Annotated in this window: 16 protein-coding genes and 1 riboswitch; of the genes, 7 read left to right on the forward strand and 9 right to left on the reverse strand. The window is 64.4% G+C overall.

What is annotated here, in order from left to right; all coding sequences use genetic code 11:
- Window positions 1-80 precede the first annotated feature (80 nt).
- From EMB92_RS04000 to EMB92_RS04010, 3 genes are all read right to left on the reverse strand, one after another.
- Window positions 81-944 carry an ABC transporter permease subunit gene (locus tag EMB92_RS04000; protein WP_081887202.1) on the reverse strand — a complete coding sequence of 288 codons (864 nt, stop codon included), beginning with the start codon at window positions 942-944 and terminating at the stop codon, window positions 81-83.
- On the reverse strand, window positions 941-1,792 hold the full coding sequence (locus tag EMB92_RS04005; protein WP_223847553.1) for an ABC transporter ATP-binding protein: 852 nt from the start codon (window positions 1,790-1,792) through the stop codon (window positions 941-943). The genes EMB92_RS04000 and EMB92_RS04005 overlap by 4 nt, the downstream gene beginning before the upstream one ends.
- Before the next feature lie 345 nt (window positions 1,793-2,137).
- Window positions 2,138-2,683: a hypothetical protein gene (locus EMB92_RS04010; RefSeq protein ID WP_150393831.1), complete on the reverse strand. Its 546-nt coding sequence runs from the start codon at window positions 2,681-2,683 to the stop codon at window positions 2,138-2,140.
- Window positions 2,684-2,881: 198 nt separating this feature from the next.
- Here EMB92_RS04010 and EMB92_RS04015 point away from each other — a divergent pair, with 198 nt between their 5' ends.
- Entirely contained in the window at window positions 2,882-4,315 is a 1,434-nt protein-coding gene (locus EMB92_RS04015; protein ID WP_190973545.1) for an MDR family MFS transporter, read from the forward strand.
- A gap of 27 nt (window positions 4,316-4,342) precedes the next feature.
- On the opposite strand, the gene EMB92_RS04020 is transcribed toward EMB92_RS04015, so the two are convergent.
- Window positions 4,343-5,248, reverse strand: a complete 906-nt coding sequence (locus EMB92_RS04020) for a DUF1684 domain-containing protein (RefSeq protein ID WP_190973546.1) — start codon at window positions 5,246-5,248, stop codon at window positions 4,343-4,345.
- Window positions 5,249-5,475: 227 nt separating this feature from the next.
- Window positions 5,476-5,602: riboswitch (FMN riboswitch) on the forward strand.
- Between the two features lie 183 nt (window positions 5,603-5,785).
- On the opposite strand from EMB92_RS04020, the gene ribD reads away from it, so the two are divergent.
- From ribD to ribH, 4 genes are read left to right on the forward strand one after another with little or no spacing between them, the layout of a single operon-like run.
- Window positions 5,786-6,901 carry a bifunctional diaminohydroxyphosphoribosylaminopyrimidine deaminase/5-amino-6-(5-phosphoribosylamino)uracil reductase RibD gene (gene ribD, locus EMB92_RS04025; protein ID WP_150393834.1) on the forward strand — a complete coding sequence of 372 codons (1,116 nt, stop codon included), beginning with the start codon at window positions 5,786-5,788 and terminating at the stop codon, window positions 6,899-6,901.
- The gene (locus EMB92_RS04030; RefSeq protein WP_150393835.1) at window positions 6,882-7,556 is read left to right on the forward strand and encodes a riboflavin synthase; all 675 of its coding nucleotides are present in this window, start codon (window positions 6,882-6,884) and stop codon (window positions 7,554-7,556) included. The genes ribD and EMB92_RS04030 overlap by 20 nt, the downstream gene beginning before the upstream one ends.
- Window positions 7,557-7,612: 56 nt before the next feature.
- Window positions 7,613-8,953, forward strand: coding sequence for a 3,4-dihydroxy-2-butanone-4-phosphate synthase (ribB, locus tag EMB92_RS04035; protein WP_150393836.1), 1,341 nt, complete (start codon window positions 7,613-7,615; stop codon window positions 8,951-8,953).
- A gap of 1 nt (window position 8,954) precedes the next feature.
- A complete protein-coding gene (gene ribH, locus EMB92_RS04040; RefSeq protein ID WP_150393837.1) occupies window positions 8,955-9,461 on the forward strand; it encodes a 6,7-dimethyl-8-ribityllumazine synthase in 507 nt (168 codons plus the stop codon).
- 194 nt (window positions 9,462-9,655) lie between these two features.
- Here the strand turns inward: ribH and EMB92_RS04045 are convergent, their stop codons facing one another.
- Window positions 9,656-10,096: a hypothetical protein gene (locus EMB92_RS04045; protein ID WP_150393838.1), complete on the reverse strand. Its 441-nt coding sequence runs from the start codon at window positions 10,094-10,096 to the stop codon at window positions 9,656-9,658.
- 898 nt (window positions 10,097-10,994) lie between these two features.
- Between EMB92_RS04045 and ettA the strand changes: the two genes are divergently transcribed.
- Window positions 10,995-12,671: an energy-dependent translational throttle protein EttA gene (gene ettA, locus EMB92_RS04050; RefSeq protein ID WP_150393839.1), complete on the forward strand. Its 1,677-nt coding sequence runs from the start codon at window positions 10,995-10,997 to the stop codon at window positions 12,669-12,671.
- Between the two features lie 289 nt (window positions 12,672-12,960).
- Window positions 12,961-13,863 (forward strand): acyl-CoA thioesterase, encoded by a 903-nt coding sequence (locus tag EMB92_RS04055; protein ID WP_150393840.1) that lies wholly within the window; start codon window positions 12,961-12,963, stop codon window positions 13,861-13,863.
- Between the two features lie 5 nt (window positions 13,864-13,868).
- Here EMB92_RS04055 and EMB92_RS04060 read toward each other — a convergent pair whose 3' ends face one another.
- The 4 genes from EMB92_RS04060 to folE all read right to left on the reverse strand — a co-directional run bounded on the left by EMB92_RS04060 (window position 13,869) and on the right by folE (window position 17,483).
- Window positions 13,869-14,405 (reverse strand): DUF3180 domain-containing protein, encoded by a 537-nt coding sequence (locus EMB92_RS04060; RefSeq protein WP_043164887.1) that lies wholly within the window; start codon window positions 14,403-14,405, stop codon window positions 13,869-13,871.
- A complete protein-coding gene (gene folK, locus EMB92_RS04065; protein ID WP_150393841.1) occupies window positions 14,402-15,895 on the reverse strand; it encodes a 2-amino-4-hydroxy-6-hydroxymethyldihydropteridine diphosphokinase in 1,494 nt (497 codons plus the stop codon). The genes EMB92_RS04060 and folK overlap by 4 nt, the downstream gene beginning before the upstream one ends.
- A gap of 19 nt (window positions 15,896-15,914) precedes the next feature.
- Window positions 15,915-16,817 (reverse strand): dihydropteroate synthase, encoded by a 903-nt coding sequence (gene folP, locus EMB92_RS04070; protein WP_150393842.1) that lies wholly within the window; start codon window positions 16,815-16,817, stop codon window positions 15,915-15,917.
- 78 nt (window positions 16,818-16,895) lie between these two features.
- Window positions 16,896-17,483 carry a GTP cyclohydrolase I FolE gene (gene folE / locus EMB92_RS04075; RefSeq protein ID WP_150393843.1) on the reverse strand — a complete coding sequence of 196 codons (588 nt, stop codon included), beginning with the start codon at window positions 17,481-17,483 and terminating at the stop codon, window positions 16,896-16,898.
- Between the last annotated feature and the right edge of the window lie 7 nt (window positions 17,484-17,490).

Consider the following 17,490-nt stretch of genomic DNA (forward strand, 5'->3'; position numbering starts at 1 on the left):
AACGCGATCGACCGGTCCGCAGCGCAGCCACTGCCTGCCGTCGATGACGATGCGGTTATGGTCAATGCGAATGTGGTCGTTCATGCTCGCGGATCCTCCTTCGTTGGCAGCGAACCGAACCCGGCGGATACGTACATGATGGCGCCGGCGACCAGACAGACGAGAACCATCACGGCGAACAGAGCCACATAGCCCGCCTCGTAACGTCCGTGGTCGAGCGCTTCGGACACGTTGAACCAGGTGAACGGGGCGACGATGCGGTACTTGTCCTCGCCGGTCATCTCGGGCAGGGAGACGAGCATGAATCCGAGTATGCCGAATGCGGTCGCGATGCCGGACACGCTGCGGATGCGCCTTAGAAGTACCGCCGTCAGCGCTCCGATGGCGAGGAACAGCAGCCCCACGCCGAACAGTGACGAGGCGGCGAGCAGTAGGCGCGGCAGGGCGATGGACGTCGCGGTGGGGTCGTCGCCGAACCGGGTGTAGGTCAGCGCCACCGAGGCGAGGAATGCCAGTCCGGCGACGATGACGAGCGTGAGCCCGGCCGCGAGCTTGGCCAGATAGATGGCGATTCGCGATATCGGCATGACGAAAAGGAAGTCGGCGTCCTTGGCTCGCTTCTCACGGCCGAAGATCGCCAATCCCCATGCGCAGGCCATGATCGCCATGGTCAGCATGAGGTAGAGCGAGCTGAACCGGTAGAAGCCTCCGAAGGAGAATACGTCGTCGTTGACGCCGAACAGTGCGGCGAACTGCGGAGGGAATCCGTCGATCACCTGTTCAACGCTCGATTTGGAGTCGCGGTAGATCGGATAGGCACCGGCCAGCAGCAGGATGGTGACGATGAGGAGAGTCGCCACGCCGATGAGGAGCGAACGAAGCTGGGACTTCAGCTCGAAGGCGTAGACGTGCAGTGCGGGCGCGCCTACCATGGGCGCACTCATCGGACCGGCTCCGACTGGTAGTAATGCATGAACACTTCCTCCAACGTCGGCTCGGCGATCTCCACATCCGTAAGCCTCATGCCGGCGAGCGCCGCGATGAGCGCGTTGCAGTCGCCCTCGTAGAGGAACGTGGCGGTATTCCCTTCCTCGTCTTCCCCTCCCGCTTTCAGCGACCTGACGCCGGGCGTGGATTCGAGCGCGTGCACCGCGGACGCGCAATCGTTTTCCAGTGCGAGCGTCACGCGCTTGACCGCGGACCGGCGCATGTCGGCCACGCTGCGGACCGCGACGATGTGCCCTTCGCGGATGATGGCGACGCGGTCGCAGATGCGCTGCACCTCGGAGAGGATGTGCGAGGAGAACAGGACGGTGGCGCCGCGGGCGTTCTCCTCGCGGATGAGGTCGAAGAACGCACGCTGGACGAGCGGATCAAGGCCGCTGGTCGGTTCGTCGAGGATGATGAGCCTCGGCGAGTGCATGAGTCCCTGCACGATGCCGACCTTCTTGCGGTTGCCGAGCGACATGTCCTCGACCTTCTGGTCGAGGTTCAGCCCGAGCCGTTTGGACAGCTCGCGGATGCGCGCCGTGCAGTCCGTGCGGTAGAAGCCGGCCGCGTAGGCGAGCAGGTCGCGGGCGCGCATGCCGTCGTAGTAGAACACCTCGCTGGGCAGGTATCCCACCTGCTCGAGGATGCGCGTGCGGTCCTTCTCGCAGTCGAGGCCGAGGATGGACGCCTCGCCGCCCGTCTTGCGGATCAGGCCGAGCAATGTGCGGATCGTCGTCGACTTGCCCGCCCCGTTCGGTCCGATGAAGCCGAAGATCTCGCCCTGACGCACGTTAAGGTTCACGTCCTCGATGCCCCGCGCCCTGCCGTATCGTTTGGTCAGATGACGTGTGGAAATCGCAGGGACGTCGTCCGTCGCACCATCCGCAACGGTTTCGATACGGTCAATTTCGGTACCGTCACTTGCGTTCCCATGAATCACGTTCCCATGAATCACATCTGTTCCGACGTCACCCATACCCATCGCCGCTTCTCCGATCACACCCATATCATCCATCTTCCACAATAAATTCGCGTGCTGCCGGACACACATCACGCTTACGGAATGCATACGTCAACGCGCTTTCCGATCAACGCCGCCCAAACGCCCACATCGGCGGACCGCCGACAGCAGCCCAACCGCCGATGACTACTCCTGATACCGCACCTGACGGCCACCGTTCTCCATATCCACACTGCCGGAAAGCAGATCGATCAACTGCTGGACCAGCGGGAAGATCAGGAACGTGCCACCGATCGACCACACGTTGAGGAAGATCGGCGAGACGCCCAAAGGCACCAGCACCACACGCGCGGCGACCATGATCGCGCCGATGACGGGACATACCAGATGGAGGATCACCCCGAAATGCCGCTTGGTGCGGAACTGATGCCACGACACCATGATCAGAGGGATGACGATACACCAGGCGCCCACCGCCGAAACGAATTCGGAAATCGGCCAGCCGCCGGTCCGGGAAGCACCCGGAATGGCCATCGACACGGCGAACAACGCCAGTCCTATCCAGACCGAACGCTTCAGAGGCCTATCCTCGATCAGCTCGTCGGCGGTCAGATCGTCGACACGCTCATTGATATCGACGCTACCCATATGCTCACTGCCATACATCTTCATAACCCCTTCGTCCATCACGGAGCGGCCATCGCCGGATTCCCCCATCCGCAACACCGCCATCGACACATACAATCGACATGAATACAGGCGATCGTCGGACTTTGAGGAGTCCATATGCCCCGCTTTCACAACGATACTACAATGCCATACGGTTCAATCGCTACGGATCACATCGCGCAAGGCCTGGGCTTACAAGTTCGATCGGTCCCTCATGCGATTTGGACGAAGATGCCGATCAGACGAAGGATGGAGTATCTCATGAGTTCGGCCCACCACTCACCCAATACGACAACACACCCCGACGCGCACCCCAACACGGGGGCGATGATCGTCACGCTGATGATCGGCTCGTTCGCCGCAGTACTCAACCAGACGCTGATGATCTCCGCACTGCCCACGCTGATGCGCGAATTCGACGTGCCCAACAGCACCGTGCAATGGCTCACCACCGGGTTCATGCTCACCAACGGCATCATGATCCCGATCACCGCGTTCCTCATCGAGACCTTCACGACGCGCCAGCTGTTCGGCTACGCGATGGGCATGTTCTTCGCCGGATCGCTGGCCTGCGCGCTGGCGCCGAGCTTCGCGCTGCTGATGGCCGGACGCATCCTGCAGGCGTGCGGCGCGGGCGTGCTCATGACGCTGCTGCAGACCGTGCTGTTCCGCGTCTACCCGCCCGAACGCCGCGGTCAGGCGATGGGCATGTTCGGCATGGTCATCGCCTTCGCGCCCGCGCTCGGCCCCACCGTCTCCGGACTGCTGGTCGAATGGCTCAGCTGGCGTTGGATGTTCGCGATCCTCGTGATCATCGCCGGCGGCGTGCTGATCGCCGCATGGTTCACCGTGTACAACGTGGGCGAGCCGACGCGGCCGCACATCGACGTGCTCTCCGTGGTGCTCTCCACGCTCGGTTTCGGCGGCGTGCTGTTCGGCTTCTCCGACGCCGGCAAGGCCGGGTGGGCCAGCGTGACGGTGCTGATCTCGCTTGCGATCGGCGTCGTGGGATTGGCGCTGCTCATCGTTCGTCAGTTCAGGCTCGAACAGCCGATGCTCGACTTCCGCATCTTCACGATTCCGATGTTCTCGCTGTGCCTGACCGTGTCGGTGATCGGATTCGCCTCGTTCATCGGCATCGAGAACGTGCTGCCGCTGTACCTGCAGAACGATCTCGGCGTCAACGCGCTCGAATCCGGTCTGATCATGATGCCCGGCGGCATCGTGATGGGCCTGCTCAACCCGGTGGCCGGCCGTCTGTACGACCGTATCGGCGGACGCCCGATCGCCCTGATCGGCTTCACTCTGCTCACCGCCGCGGCCGCGATGCTCGCCACGATGAACGAGCACACGCCGGTGTGGCAGCCCGCACTCTACTTCACGGTGCTGCTGGCCGGCTCCGCGTTCAGCTCGATGCCGCTGGTCACCGCCGCGCTGAATCAATTGCCCGGCGGGCGCATCCCCCACGGCACCGCGATGAACAACACGATGCGTCAGACCTCGGGCGCGATGGCCATCGCCCTGCTCATCACCATCATGAACACGCACGCCGCGAGCGCCGCCGCGGACGGCATGGACAAGGCCGCCGCATCCACCCTCGGCATGCGAGTCTCGTTCCGCGACGTGGCGATCGTGTGCGCGATCTGCCTCGTCGCATCCCTGTTCATCCGTGACCGCGGCCGCCGGGCCGAGTGAGAGCCGCTGACGGACGCCGCCGGTCTCTCAGTGGCGTTCTCCGGCGGTGACGGGGACGGTCACGGTGTTCTCGGCCGGGGCCAATGGACAGGTGCAGTAGGGCGAGAACGCGCACGGCGGATTGAAGGCACGGTTGAAGTCGAGCAACACGTCCGACGCGCCGCCGTCGGTTCCGTTCGCATCCGCGGCGACCGTCGCGTTGAGGAACCGGCCGCTGCCGTAGGTGGTGTCGCCGTTGGTGGGATCACGGAAGATGATGAACAGTTCGCGGACGCCGTCCTTCACGCCGCCGTCGAAGGCGATAAGGCGCTGTTCGACGCCCTGCGCCTCGAAGCGCACCACGCCGATGGCCTCGAGCGTGCTCGTCAGCCATTCGACGCGGGTGCTCACCACCGTGTCCTGCGACTCGCCGTACGGCTCGAACCGACCCTCGATCCGCCAGTCCGGATCGAAGTCGTAGGTCGGAATACCGGTGAACTCGCGGCGGAACTTCGATTCGGGGTCCCGCACGCGGATGCCGAATCGGCCGCCACGTTCGATCACCGCGGCGCGGATCTGCCCGGCTTCGACGTACGATCCGTTCGCCGTGGCGTCGCTCGGCACGCGCACTGGGCCGGTGATCGGCGCGCGATCGCCCCTGGCATCCACCAGCGTCAGTGCGTTGGACTGGTCGCCAGCACTGTCGGCACTCCTGCCGCTTTCCACGGACGGCTGCGGCGTGAACATGACCTCGCCATCCTGTAACAGCCATTCGCCACTGATGCCCGCCACGACCGCCCTGAATCCGCCGAGCGCCTGCAGCCAGTACAGTCCGGTCTGGGACAGCCATCCGTACGGCGCACGCAGCCCCTCCTCACGCTGACGCCGCCATGCCAGCCAGTCGGCACGTTCAATGGATTCGTCGTGCTGCGTGATCGTCGTGGAATCGGTCATCATATGCTCCTTTCGATGTTTCGATGTGTCGGAGCCCGGCTTCCGTCGCCGACCCCTCCTGTCCACGACCATACCTGCTGAGATTATGCCGACGGCGAGCGCCGCGCCGGCGAACCGTTATATCACGGCGAATCGCCGTATCAAGCCGATGCACGGCTATTCCGCATTCCGAGACGGCCCCGGTCCGGAGGACGGTCACCTGTATAGTCGTGCTCTGATAAATCAATACGCATCTTCAGGGCAGGGTGAAATTCCCGATCGGCGGTACAGTCCGCTAGCTTCGCGAGCGATCGCGCGGCCGAACCGGTGAGATTCCGGTACCGACAGTCATAGTCTGGATGGAAGAAGTTTGCGGAAGACATGCGGATGTCGGCCGACGTTCGCGCGTACTCTCATGATCGATGCCCTGAAATCCAATGGATTTCAGGGTTTTTGCGTTTCGGGAGGGTCGCGCGGACGTCTTGTGGCAGGCGAGCCATGTCCTCCCCCATGAAACACACCCCTGGACATGCCCTATCGAGCAAGGAAAGGGGACTCATGGACGATAGGGACTTCATGTCCGTGGCGTTGCGCCACGCACGGCTCGGAGCGGGCAGAGTCAACCCGAATCCGATGGTGGGCGCCGTCATCGTGCGCGATGGCGAGATCATCGCCACCGGTCATCATGATCATTTCGGCGGCTGGCATGCCGAACGCGCCGCGCTTGAGGCCGCGAAACAGGCGGGCGTCGACGTTCGCGGCGCCACCATCTATGTCACGTTGGAGCCCTGCTGCCATACCGGCAAGCAGCCGCCGTGCTCCAAGGCACTCATCGATGCGGGACTGGCCCGCGTGGTGGTCGGCTCTCCCGACCCGAATCCTCTGGTGGCCGGCAAGGGCGTGCGTCAGCTGCGCGACGCCGGCATCGATGTCGTCGAAGGCGTATTGCGGGACGAGTGCGACCGGCTCAACGAGATCTTCCTTCATTTCATCACCACGCGCACGCCGTTCGTCATGCTCAAATACGCGATGACGCTGGACGGCCGCATCGCCACCTCGACCGGCCTTTCCCGTTGGATCACCGGCGAGGATGCGCGCCATCGCGTGCACGAGGATCGCGGCAGGTTCGCCTCGATCATGGTGGGCGTGGGCACCGTGCTGGCGGACGATCCGCAGCTCACCTGCCGTATCGACGGCGGTCACGATCCGATGCGCGTGGTGTGCGACACCCACTTGCGCACGCCGATCGACGCGATGATCGTCGCCACCGCGAGCGAGACGCCGACGATCATCGCCACGGCGGTCGACGACGGGCAACGCACGCTCCCCTACCGTGAGGCCGGATGCGAGATCCTTCGCGTGGACGCTGACGGCGACGGCCATGTGAGCGTCGCCGGGATCGTGAGGGCACTCGGCGAGCGCGGATTGGACAGCGTGATGATCGAGGGCGGCGGAACGCTGGCGTGGTCGGCGCTGCGAGATCATGTGGTGTCCAAGGTGAGCGCCTACGTCGCGCCGAAGCTGTTCGGCGGACGGAACGCCCCCGGTCCGGTGGGTGGCGAGGGGGTCGAGGCTCCCGATGACGCCTTCCGCATCATCGATCGCACCGTCGCCACGGTGGGCAGCGACATCGTCATCGAGGGAGGTGTCGAGTATGTTCACGGGAATCGTTGAGGATCTGGGCACGGTCGTGCGATTGGATCGCGGCGCCGATTTCGCCCACCTGACCGTCGACTCGCCGGTGGTGGTGACCGATCGGACGGTCATCGGCGAAAGCATCGCAGTCAACGGCGTATGCCTGACCGTGACGGCCGTGCATGGCACGGCGTTCACCGCGGACGTGATGCACGAGACGCTGCGCCGCTCCTCCCTCGGAACCTTACGGCGCGGCGACCATGTCGATGTGGAGCGCGCGATGCCCGCCGACGGCCGCTTCTCCGGGCACATCGTCTCCGGGCACATCGACGGCACCGGCGTGATCGAGTCGATCACGCCCGACGGCATCGCGAAGGCCTACACGATCCGCGCGCCATACGGGCTCATGCGGTTCATCGCCGAGAAGGGGTCGATCGCCGTCGAGGGCATCAGTCTGACGGTGACGACCGTCACGGAGACCGCGTTCGGCGTCTCCCTCATCCCGCACACCGCCTCGCACACAGTGCTTGCCGAGCGCGGAGTCGGCGACATCGTCAATCTCGAAACCGATCCGATCGCGAAATACGTCGACCGACTGTTGGCACTGCCGTCGCGCGGCGGCGATGCCAACAGGGAAGGATCCGGCGGATCCGGGGCGATCACCGAGAACTTCCTCATCGAGCACGGCTTCTGACGCTCACACGGACGACAACAAAGAATCAAAGGACCACAGGGACCAAAGGACAACACATGACTTCATCGAACACCAATCACACGAACACCGATCAGGCGGTGGCACGCGCGATCCGTGACATCCGGGCGGGACGCATCGTCGTCGTGGCGGACGACGAGGGGCGCGAGAACGAGGGCGATCTCATCTGCGCCGCCCGTTACGCCACGCCGAGCAACATCGCCTTCATGGCCTCGCACGGCCGGGGACTCATCTGCACGCCGATGAGCGCCGAGATGGCCGACCGCCTCGAACTGGCGCCGATGGTCGCCACGAACACCGACAACCATCACACGGCGTTCACCGTATCCATCGACCACGTGACCACGTCCACCGGCATCAGCGCACGCGACCGTTCGCTGACCGCACTGGCCTGCATTGACCCGAATACGCGGCCGGAGGACTTCCGCCGTCCCGGTCACATGTTCCCGCTGGTGGCGCGCGAGGGCGGCGTGCTGGAACGCAACGGACACACCGAGGCGACCGTCGATCTGGCTCGACTGGCCGGATTCGAGCCGTGCGGCCTGTGCTGCGAGATGATGAAGGAGGACGGCACGATGATGCGACGCGGCGATCTCGAACGGTTCGCCGCCGAGCACGATCTCGCGTACATCACGATCGCCCAGCTGCAGAAGTACCGGCGCACGCACGCCTTCCCACATACGGTGCGACGCGTCGCACAGGTGGATCTGCCCACCGACTACGGACGGTTCACGATGGTCGGCTACGAATCCGAGAACGGCGGCGAGCACGTGGCGCTGGTGATGGGCGACGACATCCTCGCCGCGATGGCCGGCGCGGAAGGCGTCTCCGGCGCATCCGATACGGCGGCGGCGATCCCGCCCGTATTGTGCCGCATCCACTCGCAGTGCATGACCGGCGACGTGTTCGGATCCCAGCGCTGCGACTGCGGTCCGCAGCTGCACGAGGCGATGCGCCGCGTGGCCGACGTCGGCCGCGGCGTGATCCTCTACTTAAGTCAGGAGGGCCGCGGCATCGGGCTTCTCAACAAGCTGCGCACCTACGAGCTGCAGGAGCAGGGCTTCGACACGCTCGACGCGAACCTGAAGCTCGGCTTCCCCGCCGACGCGCGCGAATACGACACGGCGGCGGCCATGCTGCGCGATCTCGGCATCGCATCGGTCGACCTGATGACGAACAACCCGGACAAGATCGGTCAGTTGGAACGCGCCGGCGTCACCGTCGCATCCCGCGTGCCGATCGTCATCCCACCGAACGCGTTCGACGCGAACTACCTGTCCACCAAACAACGGCGCATGGGGCACCTGCTGGGCGTTCCTGCAACCACTACCACCACAATCATCCCTACCACCACTGCAACAATCACCAAGGAGAACTGACATGACCGTATTCGAAGGCCAGCTGGTCGCGAACACCACCACTCTCACCGGAAGCGCAGCGAACGCGCCGATCCGCATCGGCATCGTCGTCGCCCGCTTCAACGAGTTCATCACCTCGAAGCTATTGTCCGGCGCACAGGACGGTCTGCGCCGTCACGGCGTGGCCGACGAGAACGTCGACGTGGCGTGGGTGCCCGGCTCGTTCGAGATCCCGATCGCGGCCAAGCGCATGGTGTCCACCGGCCGCTACGACGCGGTGATCTGTCTCGGCGCGATCATCCGCGGATCCACCTCCCACTACGATCTCGTGTGCAACGAGACCGCGAAGGGCATCGCACAGGTATCGCTGAACTCCGACGTGCCTGTGCTCTTCGGCGTGATCACCACCGAGAACATCGAGCAGGCCATCGAACGCGCCGGCACCAAGGCCGGCAACAAAGGCTTCGACTGCGCGCTCGGCGCCATCGAGATGGTCAACGTATTGCGCGCCATCGGCGACGGCGAGTGACCAGTCGGCATAGCCGACGTAACCGACGTAGACGTACGCCCATGACCGACCCCGATGGTGGCCCCGGTCATGGGCGTACGTTCGTCCGGGTATTCCCCCATCTTTTCCGGACGAACGTACGTTGACGGATACCTACCGTACGTTCGTCCGGGTATTCCCCCATCTTTTCCGGGCAAACGTACGGTAACGAGCACTCACCGTACGTTTGCCCGGATACGGCCGCAAAACACCCGGACAAACGTACGGTTCACCGTCCATAGCACGGTGCCGTATACGAGTCCGACCACGGCCACCACCACAAGCCAGATGACGCCGGCCATCCCGGTGAAATCCGTATGCCACCACCATCCCGTCAGGACGGCAAGTGACACACCCGCCACGGCGAACATCACCTCGTTACGGCGGAACGTCGGTTGTGCCAATAGCATGTCCGCCAACAGCCGACGCACGTACAGGAACTGGACGACCAGCAGGACCCCGACCAGCACGACAAGCTTCCAGAACCCCGGTGGCACGGGACGATCAGATCCCAAAGCAAAGACGACCACCCATCCGAGGAAGCACACCACGCTCTCCGCCCCGGAGATGACCACCGTCCTCCGCTTCGACGGTTCCACCTGTCCGATCGGTTTCATACGCCCCCATTTCGCCGGTATTGTTTCCGCTTCCCGCTCTGGTTACCCGTCACTTCATCGTACCGCCGCCCTGAACCTCGTAATAGCGCACCAATGGCAGGAACAGCTCGTCCACGACGGCAACGATGTCCGATTCCGAGAGCGGCCGCATGTCGCGGATGATGGCGGCCGGCCCAGATCGCCTGACATGTCCATCAGGCTCTCCGGTAGCTCACCGGCGATTTCTCCACGTTCACGTGCGCTGTCGATGGCCATCGCGATGCTTGGACGTTCGCTCAACGCCGTGCGTCTGTACAATTCATGGCTGTCGATGCCGTGGCGGTGATCTCACACAAACACAACCCACACGACTGACAATGGCGGCCATCTTCACTCCGATTGTCCGTCCAGGCGCGGCATGGTGCCAAACGATCACATGATGACGTCAACGATGGCTGACGCACTCCCCCGTCGCCGCTTCGCCATTACCCTACATCGACTGGATTCTCTTTGGGCGAGCTCTTGTATTGTTCCAAAGACAACCCCGACTATGGGCGTACGTCCGTCCGGGTATTCCTCCATCTCTTCCGGATAAACGTACGGTAGGTATCTGTTAACGTACGTTTGCTCGGATACAACCACAAAAACACCCGGGCAAACGTACGGCACCCCGCCACCGACAGTCACACCCCCGCCATTCCAGCCCTTCCGTTACCATGGTGGGCGGTGGTTTGGCATGGAATCGACCGCTATGCGGACACGCGCCGCATGGACGCGGACGACAAGGCGAGATGACGGCAACGCAACCGACGGACAGCGACCGTCGAATCCGCATGCGTCAATCCGTATTGTGTCAATCTGCATGCACAGACCAAAGAAACGGCGGAATTCCAACCTTTGTAAGGAGCAGCTGCAACTCATGGCAGAATTCGTATTCCAAATGATCAAGGCCCGCAAGGCGTTCGGCGACCGCGTCATCCTCGATGACGTGACGCTGAGCTTCCTGCCCGGCGCCAAGATCGGCGTGGTGGGCCCCAACGGCATGGGCAAGTCCACGCTCCTGAAGATCATGGCCGGCGTCGAGCATGTCTCCAACGGCGAGGCCACGCTCACCCCCGGCTACACGGTCGGCATCCTGCAGCAGGAGCCGCCGCTGGACGACACCAAGACCGTCGGCGAGAACATCAAGATGGCGTTCGGCCCGATCGCGGAGAAGGTCGCCCGATTCAACCAGATCGGCGAGGAGATGGCCAACCCGGACGCCGACTTCGACGCGCTGATGGACGAGATGGGCAAGCTCCAGACCGAGATCGACGCCGCCAACGGCTGGGATCTCGACTCCCAGCTCGATCAGGCGATGGACGCCCTGCAATGCCCGGATCCGGACACCCCGGTCTCCGTGTGCTCCGGTGGCGAGCGCCGCCGCGTGGCCCTGTGCAAGCTCCTGCTCGAAGCCCCGGACCTGCTGCTGCTCGACGAGCCCACCAACCACCTCGACGCCGAGTCGATCCTGTGGCTGGAGCAGTTCCTGCACCAGTACAAGGGCGCCGTCATCGCCGTCACCCACGACCGTTACTTCATGGACAACGTGGCCGAGTGGATCTGCGAGGTGGACCGCGGCCACCTGTACCCGTACAAGGGCAACTACTCCACGTATCTGGAGACCAAGGCCAAGCGTATGGAGATTCAGGGCGCCAAGGACGCGAAGCTCGCCAAGCGCCTGAAGGACGAGCTCGACTGGGTGCGCTCCTCGCCGAAGGCCCGTCAGGCCAAGAACAAGGCCCGTCTGGAAAGGTACGACCAGATGGAGGCCGAGGCCCGCAACAACAAGAAGCTCGACTTCTCCGAGATCCAGATCCCGGCCGGTCCGCGTCTGGGCTCGCTGGTGCTCGAGGCCAACCACATCCACAAGGCGTTCGGCGATCGCGTGCTTATCGACGATCTGAGCTTCACGCTGCCGCGCAACGGCATCGTCGGCGTGATCGGCCCGAACGGCGTCGGCAAGTCCACGCTGTTCAAGACGATCGTCGGTCTGGAGCCGCTCACGTCCGGCGAGCTCAAGATCGGCGACACCGTGAAGATCAGCTACGTCGACCAGAATCGTGAGGGTCTCGACCCGAACAAGAACCTGTGGGAGGCGGTCTCCGGCGGTCTCGACTTCATCGAGGTGGCCGGCGTCGAGGTGCCGACGCGCGCCTACGTGGCGAGCTTCGGCTTCAAGGGCTCCGACCAGCAGAAGCTCACCGGCGTGCTCTCCGGCGGCGAGCGCAACCGTCTGAACCTGGCCCTGACCCTGAAGCAGGGCGGCAACCTGCTGCTGCTCGACGAGCCCACGAACGATCTCGACGTCGAGACGCTCGAGAGCCTCGAGAACGCGCTGCTTGGCTTCCCGGGCTGCGCCGTGGTGATCTCCCACGACCGTTGGTTCCTTGACCGCGTCGCCACGCACATCCTCGCGTGGGAGGGCGATGACGAGAACCCGGCCAAGTGGTACTGGTTCGAGGGCAACTTCCAGGCGTATCAGGAGAACCGCGTCGCCCGCCTCGGCGAGGATGCGGCCCGCCCGCACCGCCTGCACAGGAAGCTGACGCGCTAGTACATGCATACCGGCTTTCTCTCCCCCAGTCAGCTTCGCTGACAGCCCCCTCGTCAGAGGGGGCTGGAATGAACAGTCCGGCTCCCCTGACAAGGGGAGCCGAAAACAGGTAAGGGCTCCCGCAAGGGAGCCCTTACCATATTCGCACTCCCGTATTCGATAATCTGCCGTTCACACCGCTTACACTCCCGTTACAATCGTCTGGGGCCCGCTTAACGCCGAACCGTTACAGTGTGGGCATCATGCAATCGAACACGGCAACGTAATCTGCAAGCTAGGGGGACGAAACATGACTGACGAAGCCACTACGCCGTTGGAACATCTGGTGAAGGTGCTGAAGCTGGGCAAACCCTCGGGGTATCGCAATCATACGTACATCAACGGCGAGAGCCTGTACTTCCCCACCGGTCGCGTCTATGGCGGCCAGGTCATCGCACAGTCGCTGATGGCCGCGGCCAAGACGGTTCCGGAGAATCGTCTGCCGCATTCGATCCACGGCTATTTCGTCGCTCCGGGAGATATCCGTCAGGATCTGTTGTTCGACGTCGAGAAGCTGCGCGACGGCCGGTCCTTTTCCGCCCGACGTGTCAACGTGACGCAGGCGGAGGGGGCGATCCTCACGGCGATCGCATCATTCCAGATCGCAGGTCAGACCGGTGTGGAGTTCGCCGATCCGATGCCGACCGATCTGCCCGACCCGGAATCGCTCACCAGCGCGAAGGAGCTGATGGAGCCGTACGCGGGCAAGTCGCCGTTCGCGAACTACTACGTGAAGAAGTCGCCGTTCGATATCCGCCATATCACGCGCACGATCATGCTGGGGCCGGACGAGGAGTCGGCGGCGGCCGATTCCGGCAAGCAGATGGTGTGGATGAAGGCCGATGGCGAGGTCGACGTGCCGCAGCTCATGCACCGTGCGATGCTGGCGCTCGGCTGCGATCAGGTAATGATGGAGCCGGTGCTGCGCCGCGCCGGCCTGTCGATCTCGACGCCCGGTATCTCCTACGCGTCGATCGACCATTCGATGTGGTGGTACCGCGACGTGGACATCAACCAGTGGCATCTGTACGTGCAGGATACGCCGACCGCCGCGCACGGCCGCGGACTGGGATTGGCGAAGGTGTATTCGCGTGACGGCGAACTGGTTGCGGCGATCGCGCAGGAGGCGATGATCAGAGTGCCGCGCGACTGATTCGTCTAGCGCACGGTCTTGGCGGCGGCGGGGGCGACGCCGCGCTCCCTCTCGGCCCTCTTCATCTTGGGATTCTCCGGGCCTTCGGTGGGCGGCAGCTGGCACAGCCACTCCCCCACCAGTCCGATGATCATGTCGATCAGGCAGACCACGGCCGTCACCGCGCATTCGATCACGGCCTGCGAGTAGAAGTCCGCCTCGATGTGTCCGATGGTGGGGATGATCTGCCCGCCGTACCATCCGGCGAGCATCGCACCGGCCAGCGCGAGCGCCTTCGACAGCACCAGCGTGTCGAACGCGAGCCGCGGGTTGATGAAGGTGCTGGGGCGTTTGCGTGGATCCGTGGTGGCGTACTTGTGCACGTTCAACGCGAGGATCAGCACGATGATGCCGATGGCGATGAGCAGCGCGGCCACGAACCATGGGGCGCCGATCAGCGTGAGATTGAAGCGCTCCCCCAGTTCCGCGACGACCGCTCCGGCGACCGTTCCCAGCGCAAGGGCGAGGGCGGGCTGCCACCACGGTGTACGTTTTGCGCTCATCGAGTGGTTCCTCCCAGAATCCAGTTGTCGGACAGCATGCCGACGCGCGCCGCGTCGGGTGCCATCGCCAGCAGGAACGACACCGGGTCTCCGCCAAGCGTGGCGTTCGGATCCATGTCCATCCACGGGGCGAGTACGGAGGCGTGTTCACGAGCCGTGGGCCATGGTACGCGGCAGTCGGGCTCGTCGGATTCGACGCCGTCCATGTCGACCAGATCGAGGTCGATGGCGTTGCCATGCGACTGCTCGATGGTGCCGAGCGCGCTGATCAGGGCACGTGCGCCAAGTCTGGTCTCGATCTGGATGACCGCGGACATCGCGTCCGGTCCGTCGAAGTTACTCACGTGGTACAGGGGCGAGATGCCTTCGACCTGATTGCCGGGAAGTCCGTCGATCGCGACGATCGCCTCGCGGAACAGTCGTTCGGCGTCGGTGGAGGTCGAGTCCATCGAGATCACGGCCCTGCTGGAGATCATCGCGCCGTCACCGGCATCGACGACGGTCCGCGACGAACGTTGCACCGACGCGTCCGCCGATGCATCCGTCGACACTCCAGCCGGCTCCGCCCCCATCCAATCCTTCGAGACGAGTGTGACCGGCGGCCTGTCCGGATCGGATTCGGCGAGCAGTCCTTCGGCAAGCTCGCGCACCGGACCGCCGTGCATGCCGGGCAGATCGGCCTTGGGGTCCAGCGCGGCCCACGGCACGAGCACGAACGCCCGCTGCCATGCGCGCGGATGCGGCAGGGTCAGGTCCGGATCATCCGATTCGATGCCGTCGTAGTCGATGATGTCGAGGTCGAGCGTGCGGTTCGACCAATGCGTGTCGCGTGTGCGGCCGTGATCGGCCTCGATACGCAGCAGCTCGCGCAGCAGACGGGATGCGGGCAGCGTGGTCGTCACCTCGACCACGGCGTTGAGGAAATCGGGTGTGCCGTCGGGCATGCCCCATGCGGCGGTGCGGTACAGGGGCGAGACGCCGACGACCTGCGTACCGTCCAACGCGTCGATGCGACGCACGGCGTCACGCAGCGTCGAGGCGACATCGCCCTGATTGCCGCCGAGCGCGACCACCGCGCGATGGACGCTGTCCGACGCATCCTGTCCGTCACCATTATCCCCCGCATCCGATTCGCGCGTGCGAGCGATCGTGACGGCGACGTCATCGAACGGCACGGTGATCGGCGCATGCGGCTTGTGCACGGTGATCTCCACCTCGCGGATCGCCGCGTCGACGGCGAACACCCGATCGACGATCTCCTGCGCGAGTTTTTCTATGAGATCGACGTGATCGCCTTCGATGACATCGACGATGGCCTTGGCGACCTTCCCGTAGTCGACAGTGTCCCCGAGCGCATCGGTACGCCCGGCACGGGTCAGATCGAGATGCAGCGTGGCGTCGACGATGAACGGCTGGGCGCGTTCGTGTTCGAAGTCGAGCACACCGTGCGTGCCGTTCGCACGCACACCGGTCAGTCGGATGATGTCCATCGAATTCCTTTACTTACGATTACTGTCTATTCGCGTACTGTCCCGCGTACTGTCGCCACACGTTGCCCACGGCCACGGCTGCACGGGATTTCGACACGTCGTGCACGCGCACCGCCCATGCGCCGTGTTCGGCGGCGAGTGCGCTCAGCGCCGCGGTGGCGTCGTCGCGCGCCGCCATGTCGGGACCGGCCCCGTCCGCGCCGTCGATGCCCGCATCGGTGAGGATCGCGGTGACGAAGCGTTTGCGCGATTGGCCGATGAGCACCGGATAACCGGTGGCGCGGAACGTATCGAGGCCTGCGAGCAGCGGTAGGTTGTGTTCGATGCCGGGCTTGGAGAAGCCGAGACCCGGGTCGATGATCACGCGCTTCGGGTCGACGCCGGCGGCAAGCACGTCGTCGACCTGGCGCATGAGTTCGTCGCGCACGTCGTTGAGCACGCCGTGCTCGTAGTGCGAGGTGTCGGCGTCGGGGGTTGTGCCGTGGGATCCGGCGAGCCAGCCGCGCCAATGCTGCACGATGTACAGGCAGTCGTGATCGGCGACGACGTGCGGCAGCTCCCGGTCGAGCGTGCCGCCGGAGACGTCGTTGATGATCTGCGCGCCCTCGTCGAGCGCGGCCTTCGCGACCGAGGCGCGCGTGGTGTCGATCGACAAGGTCGCTCCGGCGGGGATGAGCGCCCTGACCGCGCCGGTGATGCGCGTCAGTTCATCGGCTTCGGAGACACGCTTGGCGCCTGGGCGCGTGGATTCGGCGCCGATGTCGATGATGTCGGCACCGGCTTCGATCATCGCCCGCCCGTGGTTCGCGGCCGCGACCGGGTCGAGCCAGAGGCCTCCGTCCGAGAACGAGTCCTCGGTGATGTTAAGCACGCCCATCACGAGCGTGCGATCGGTATCGTGCAAGGCTCGCAGATCAACCATGATGTCCCCCTTCGTGTGATTGCGATTCCATGGATTGCGAGTCGGCCCGTCACCTGTAGCCGCCTGTGCGGCGCGCCCTCACCGGCTCATGATGAGGCTCATCGCCTCCGAACGCGTGGCGGGATTGCGCAGCAGCCCGCGCACGGCCGAGGTGACCGTGCGCGCCTCGGATTTCTTGATGCCGCGCATCGACATGCATAGGTGCTCGCATTCGGTGACGACGATCACGCCACGCGCGCCCGCGTATTCGACGAGCGCGTCGGCGATCTGCTGGGTGAGTCGCTCCTGCACCTGCGGGCGACGCGCATACACCTCGACGAGCCGTGCGAGCTTGCTCAGTCCCATCACGCCGTCCTTGGCGGGGATGTACCCCACGTGAGCGACGCCATGGAACGGCAGCAGATGATGCTCGCACACCGAATACAGCTCGATGTCCTTGACGAGCACGAGCTCGTCGGTGTCCACGTCGAAGTGCTTCTCCAGCACCTGCGCGGGCGAGGATCCGAGGCCTGCGAACAGTTCGCGGCAGGCGCGGGCGATCCTGTCCGGCGTCTCCACGAGTCCTTCGCGATCGGGGTCCTCGCCGATGGAGGTGAGGAAGAGGCGTACGGCACGGCGCACGCCCTCCTCGTCATAACCGCGGTAATCCGGGTTCGTGCTCGTCATCGTCCGA

This window comes from Bifidobacterium callitrichos, assembly GCF_008698085.1.
Classification (GTDB): domain Bacteria; phylum Actinomycetota; class Actinomycetes; order Actinomycetales; family Bifidobacteriaceae; genus Bifidobacterium; species Bifidobacterium callitrichos.

Excerpts from the sequence above, each read along its gene's own strand:
- EMB92_RS04055 (WP_150393840.1), top strand. The coding sequence starts at position 12,961 with ATGACTGACGAAGCCACTACGCCGTTGGAACATCTGGTGAAGGTGCTG.
- EMB92_RS04020 (WP_190973546.1), bottom strand. The coding sequence starts at position 5,248 with ATGACCGATTCCACGACGATCACGCAGCACGACGAATCCATTGAACGT.
- EMB92_RS04015 (WP_190973545.1), top strand. The coding sequence starts at position 2,882 with ATGAGTTCGGCCCACCACTCACCCAATACGACAACACACCCCGACGCG.
- ettA (WP_150393839.1), top strand. The coding sequence starts at position 10,995 with ATGGCAGAATTCGTATTCCAAATGATCAAGGCCCGCAAGGCGTTCGGC.
- EMB92_RS04045 (WP_150393838.1), bottom strand. The coding sequence starts at position 10,096 with ATGAAACCGATCGGACAGGTGGAACCGTCGAAGCGGAGGACGGTGGTC.
- ribB (WP_150393836.1), top strand. The coding sequence starts at position 7,613 with ATGACTTCATCGAACACCAATCACACGAACACCGATCAGGCGGTGGCA.
- ribH (WP_150393837.1), top strand. The coding sequence starts at position 8,955 with ATGACCGTATTCGAAGGCCAGCTGGTCGCGAACACCACCACTCTCACC.
- folP (WP_150393842.1), bottom strand. The coding sequence starts at position 16,817 with ATGGTTGATCTGCGAGCCTTGCACGATACCGATCGCACGCTCGTGATG.
- EMB92_RS04060 (WP_043164887.1), bottom strand. The coding sequence starts at position 14,405 with ATGAGCGCAAAACGTACACCGTGGTGGCAGCCCGCCCTCGCCCTTGCG.
- folE (WP_150393843.1), bottom strand. The coding sequence starts at position 17,483 with ATGACGAGCACGAACCCGGATTACCGCGGTTATGACGAGGAGGGCGTG.
- folK (WP_150393841.1), bottom strand. The coding sequence starts at position 15,895 with ATGGACATCATCCGACTGACCGGTGTGCGTGCGAACGGCACGCACGGT.
- EMB92_RS04010 (WP_150393831.1), bottom strand. The coding sequence starts at position 2,683 with ATGGCGGTGTTGCGGATGGGGGAATCCGGCGATGGCCGCTCCGTGATG.
- ribD (WP_150393834.1), top strand. The coding sequence starts at position 5,786 with ATGGACGATAGGGACTTCATGTCCGTGGCGTTGCGCCACGCACGGCTC.
- EMB92_RS04030 (WP_150393835.1), top strand. The coding sequence starts at position 6,882 with ATGTTCACGGGAATCGTTGAGGATCTGGGCACGGTCGTGCGATTGGAT.
- EMB92_RS04000 (WP_081887202.1), bottom strand. The coding sequence starts at position 944 with ATGAGTGCGCCCATGGTAGGCGCGCCCGCACTGCACGTCTACGCCTTC.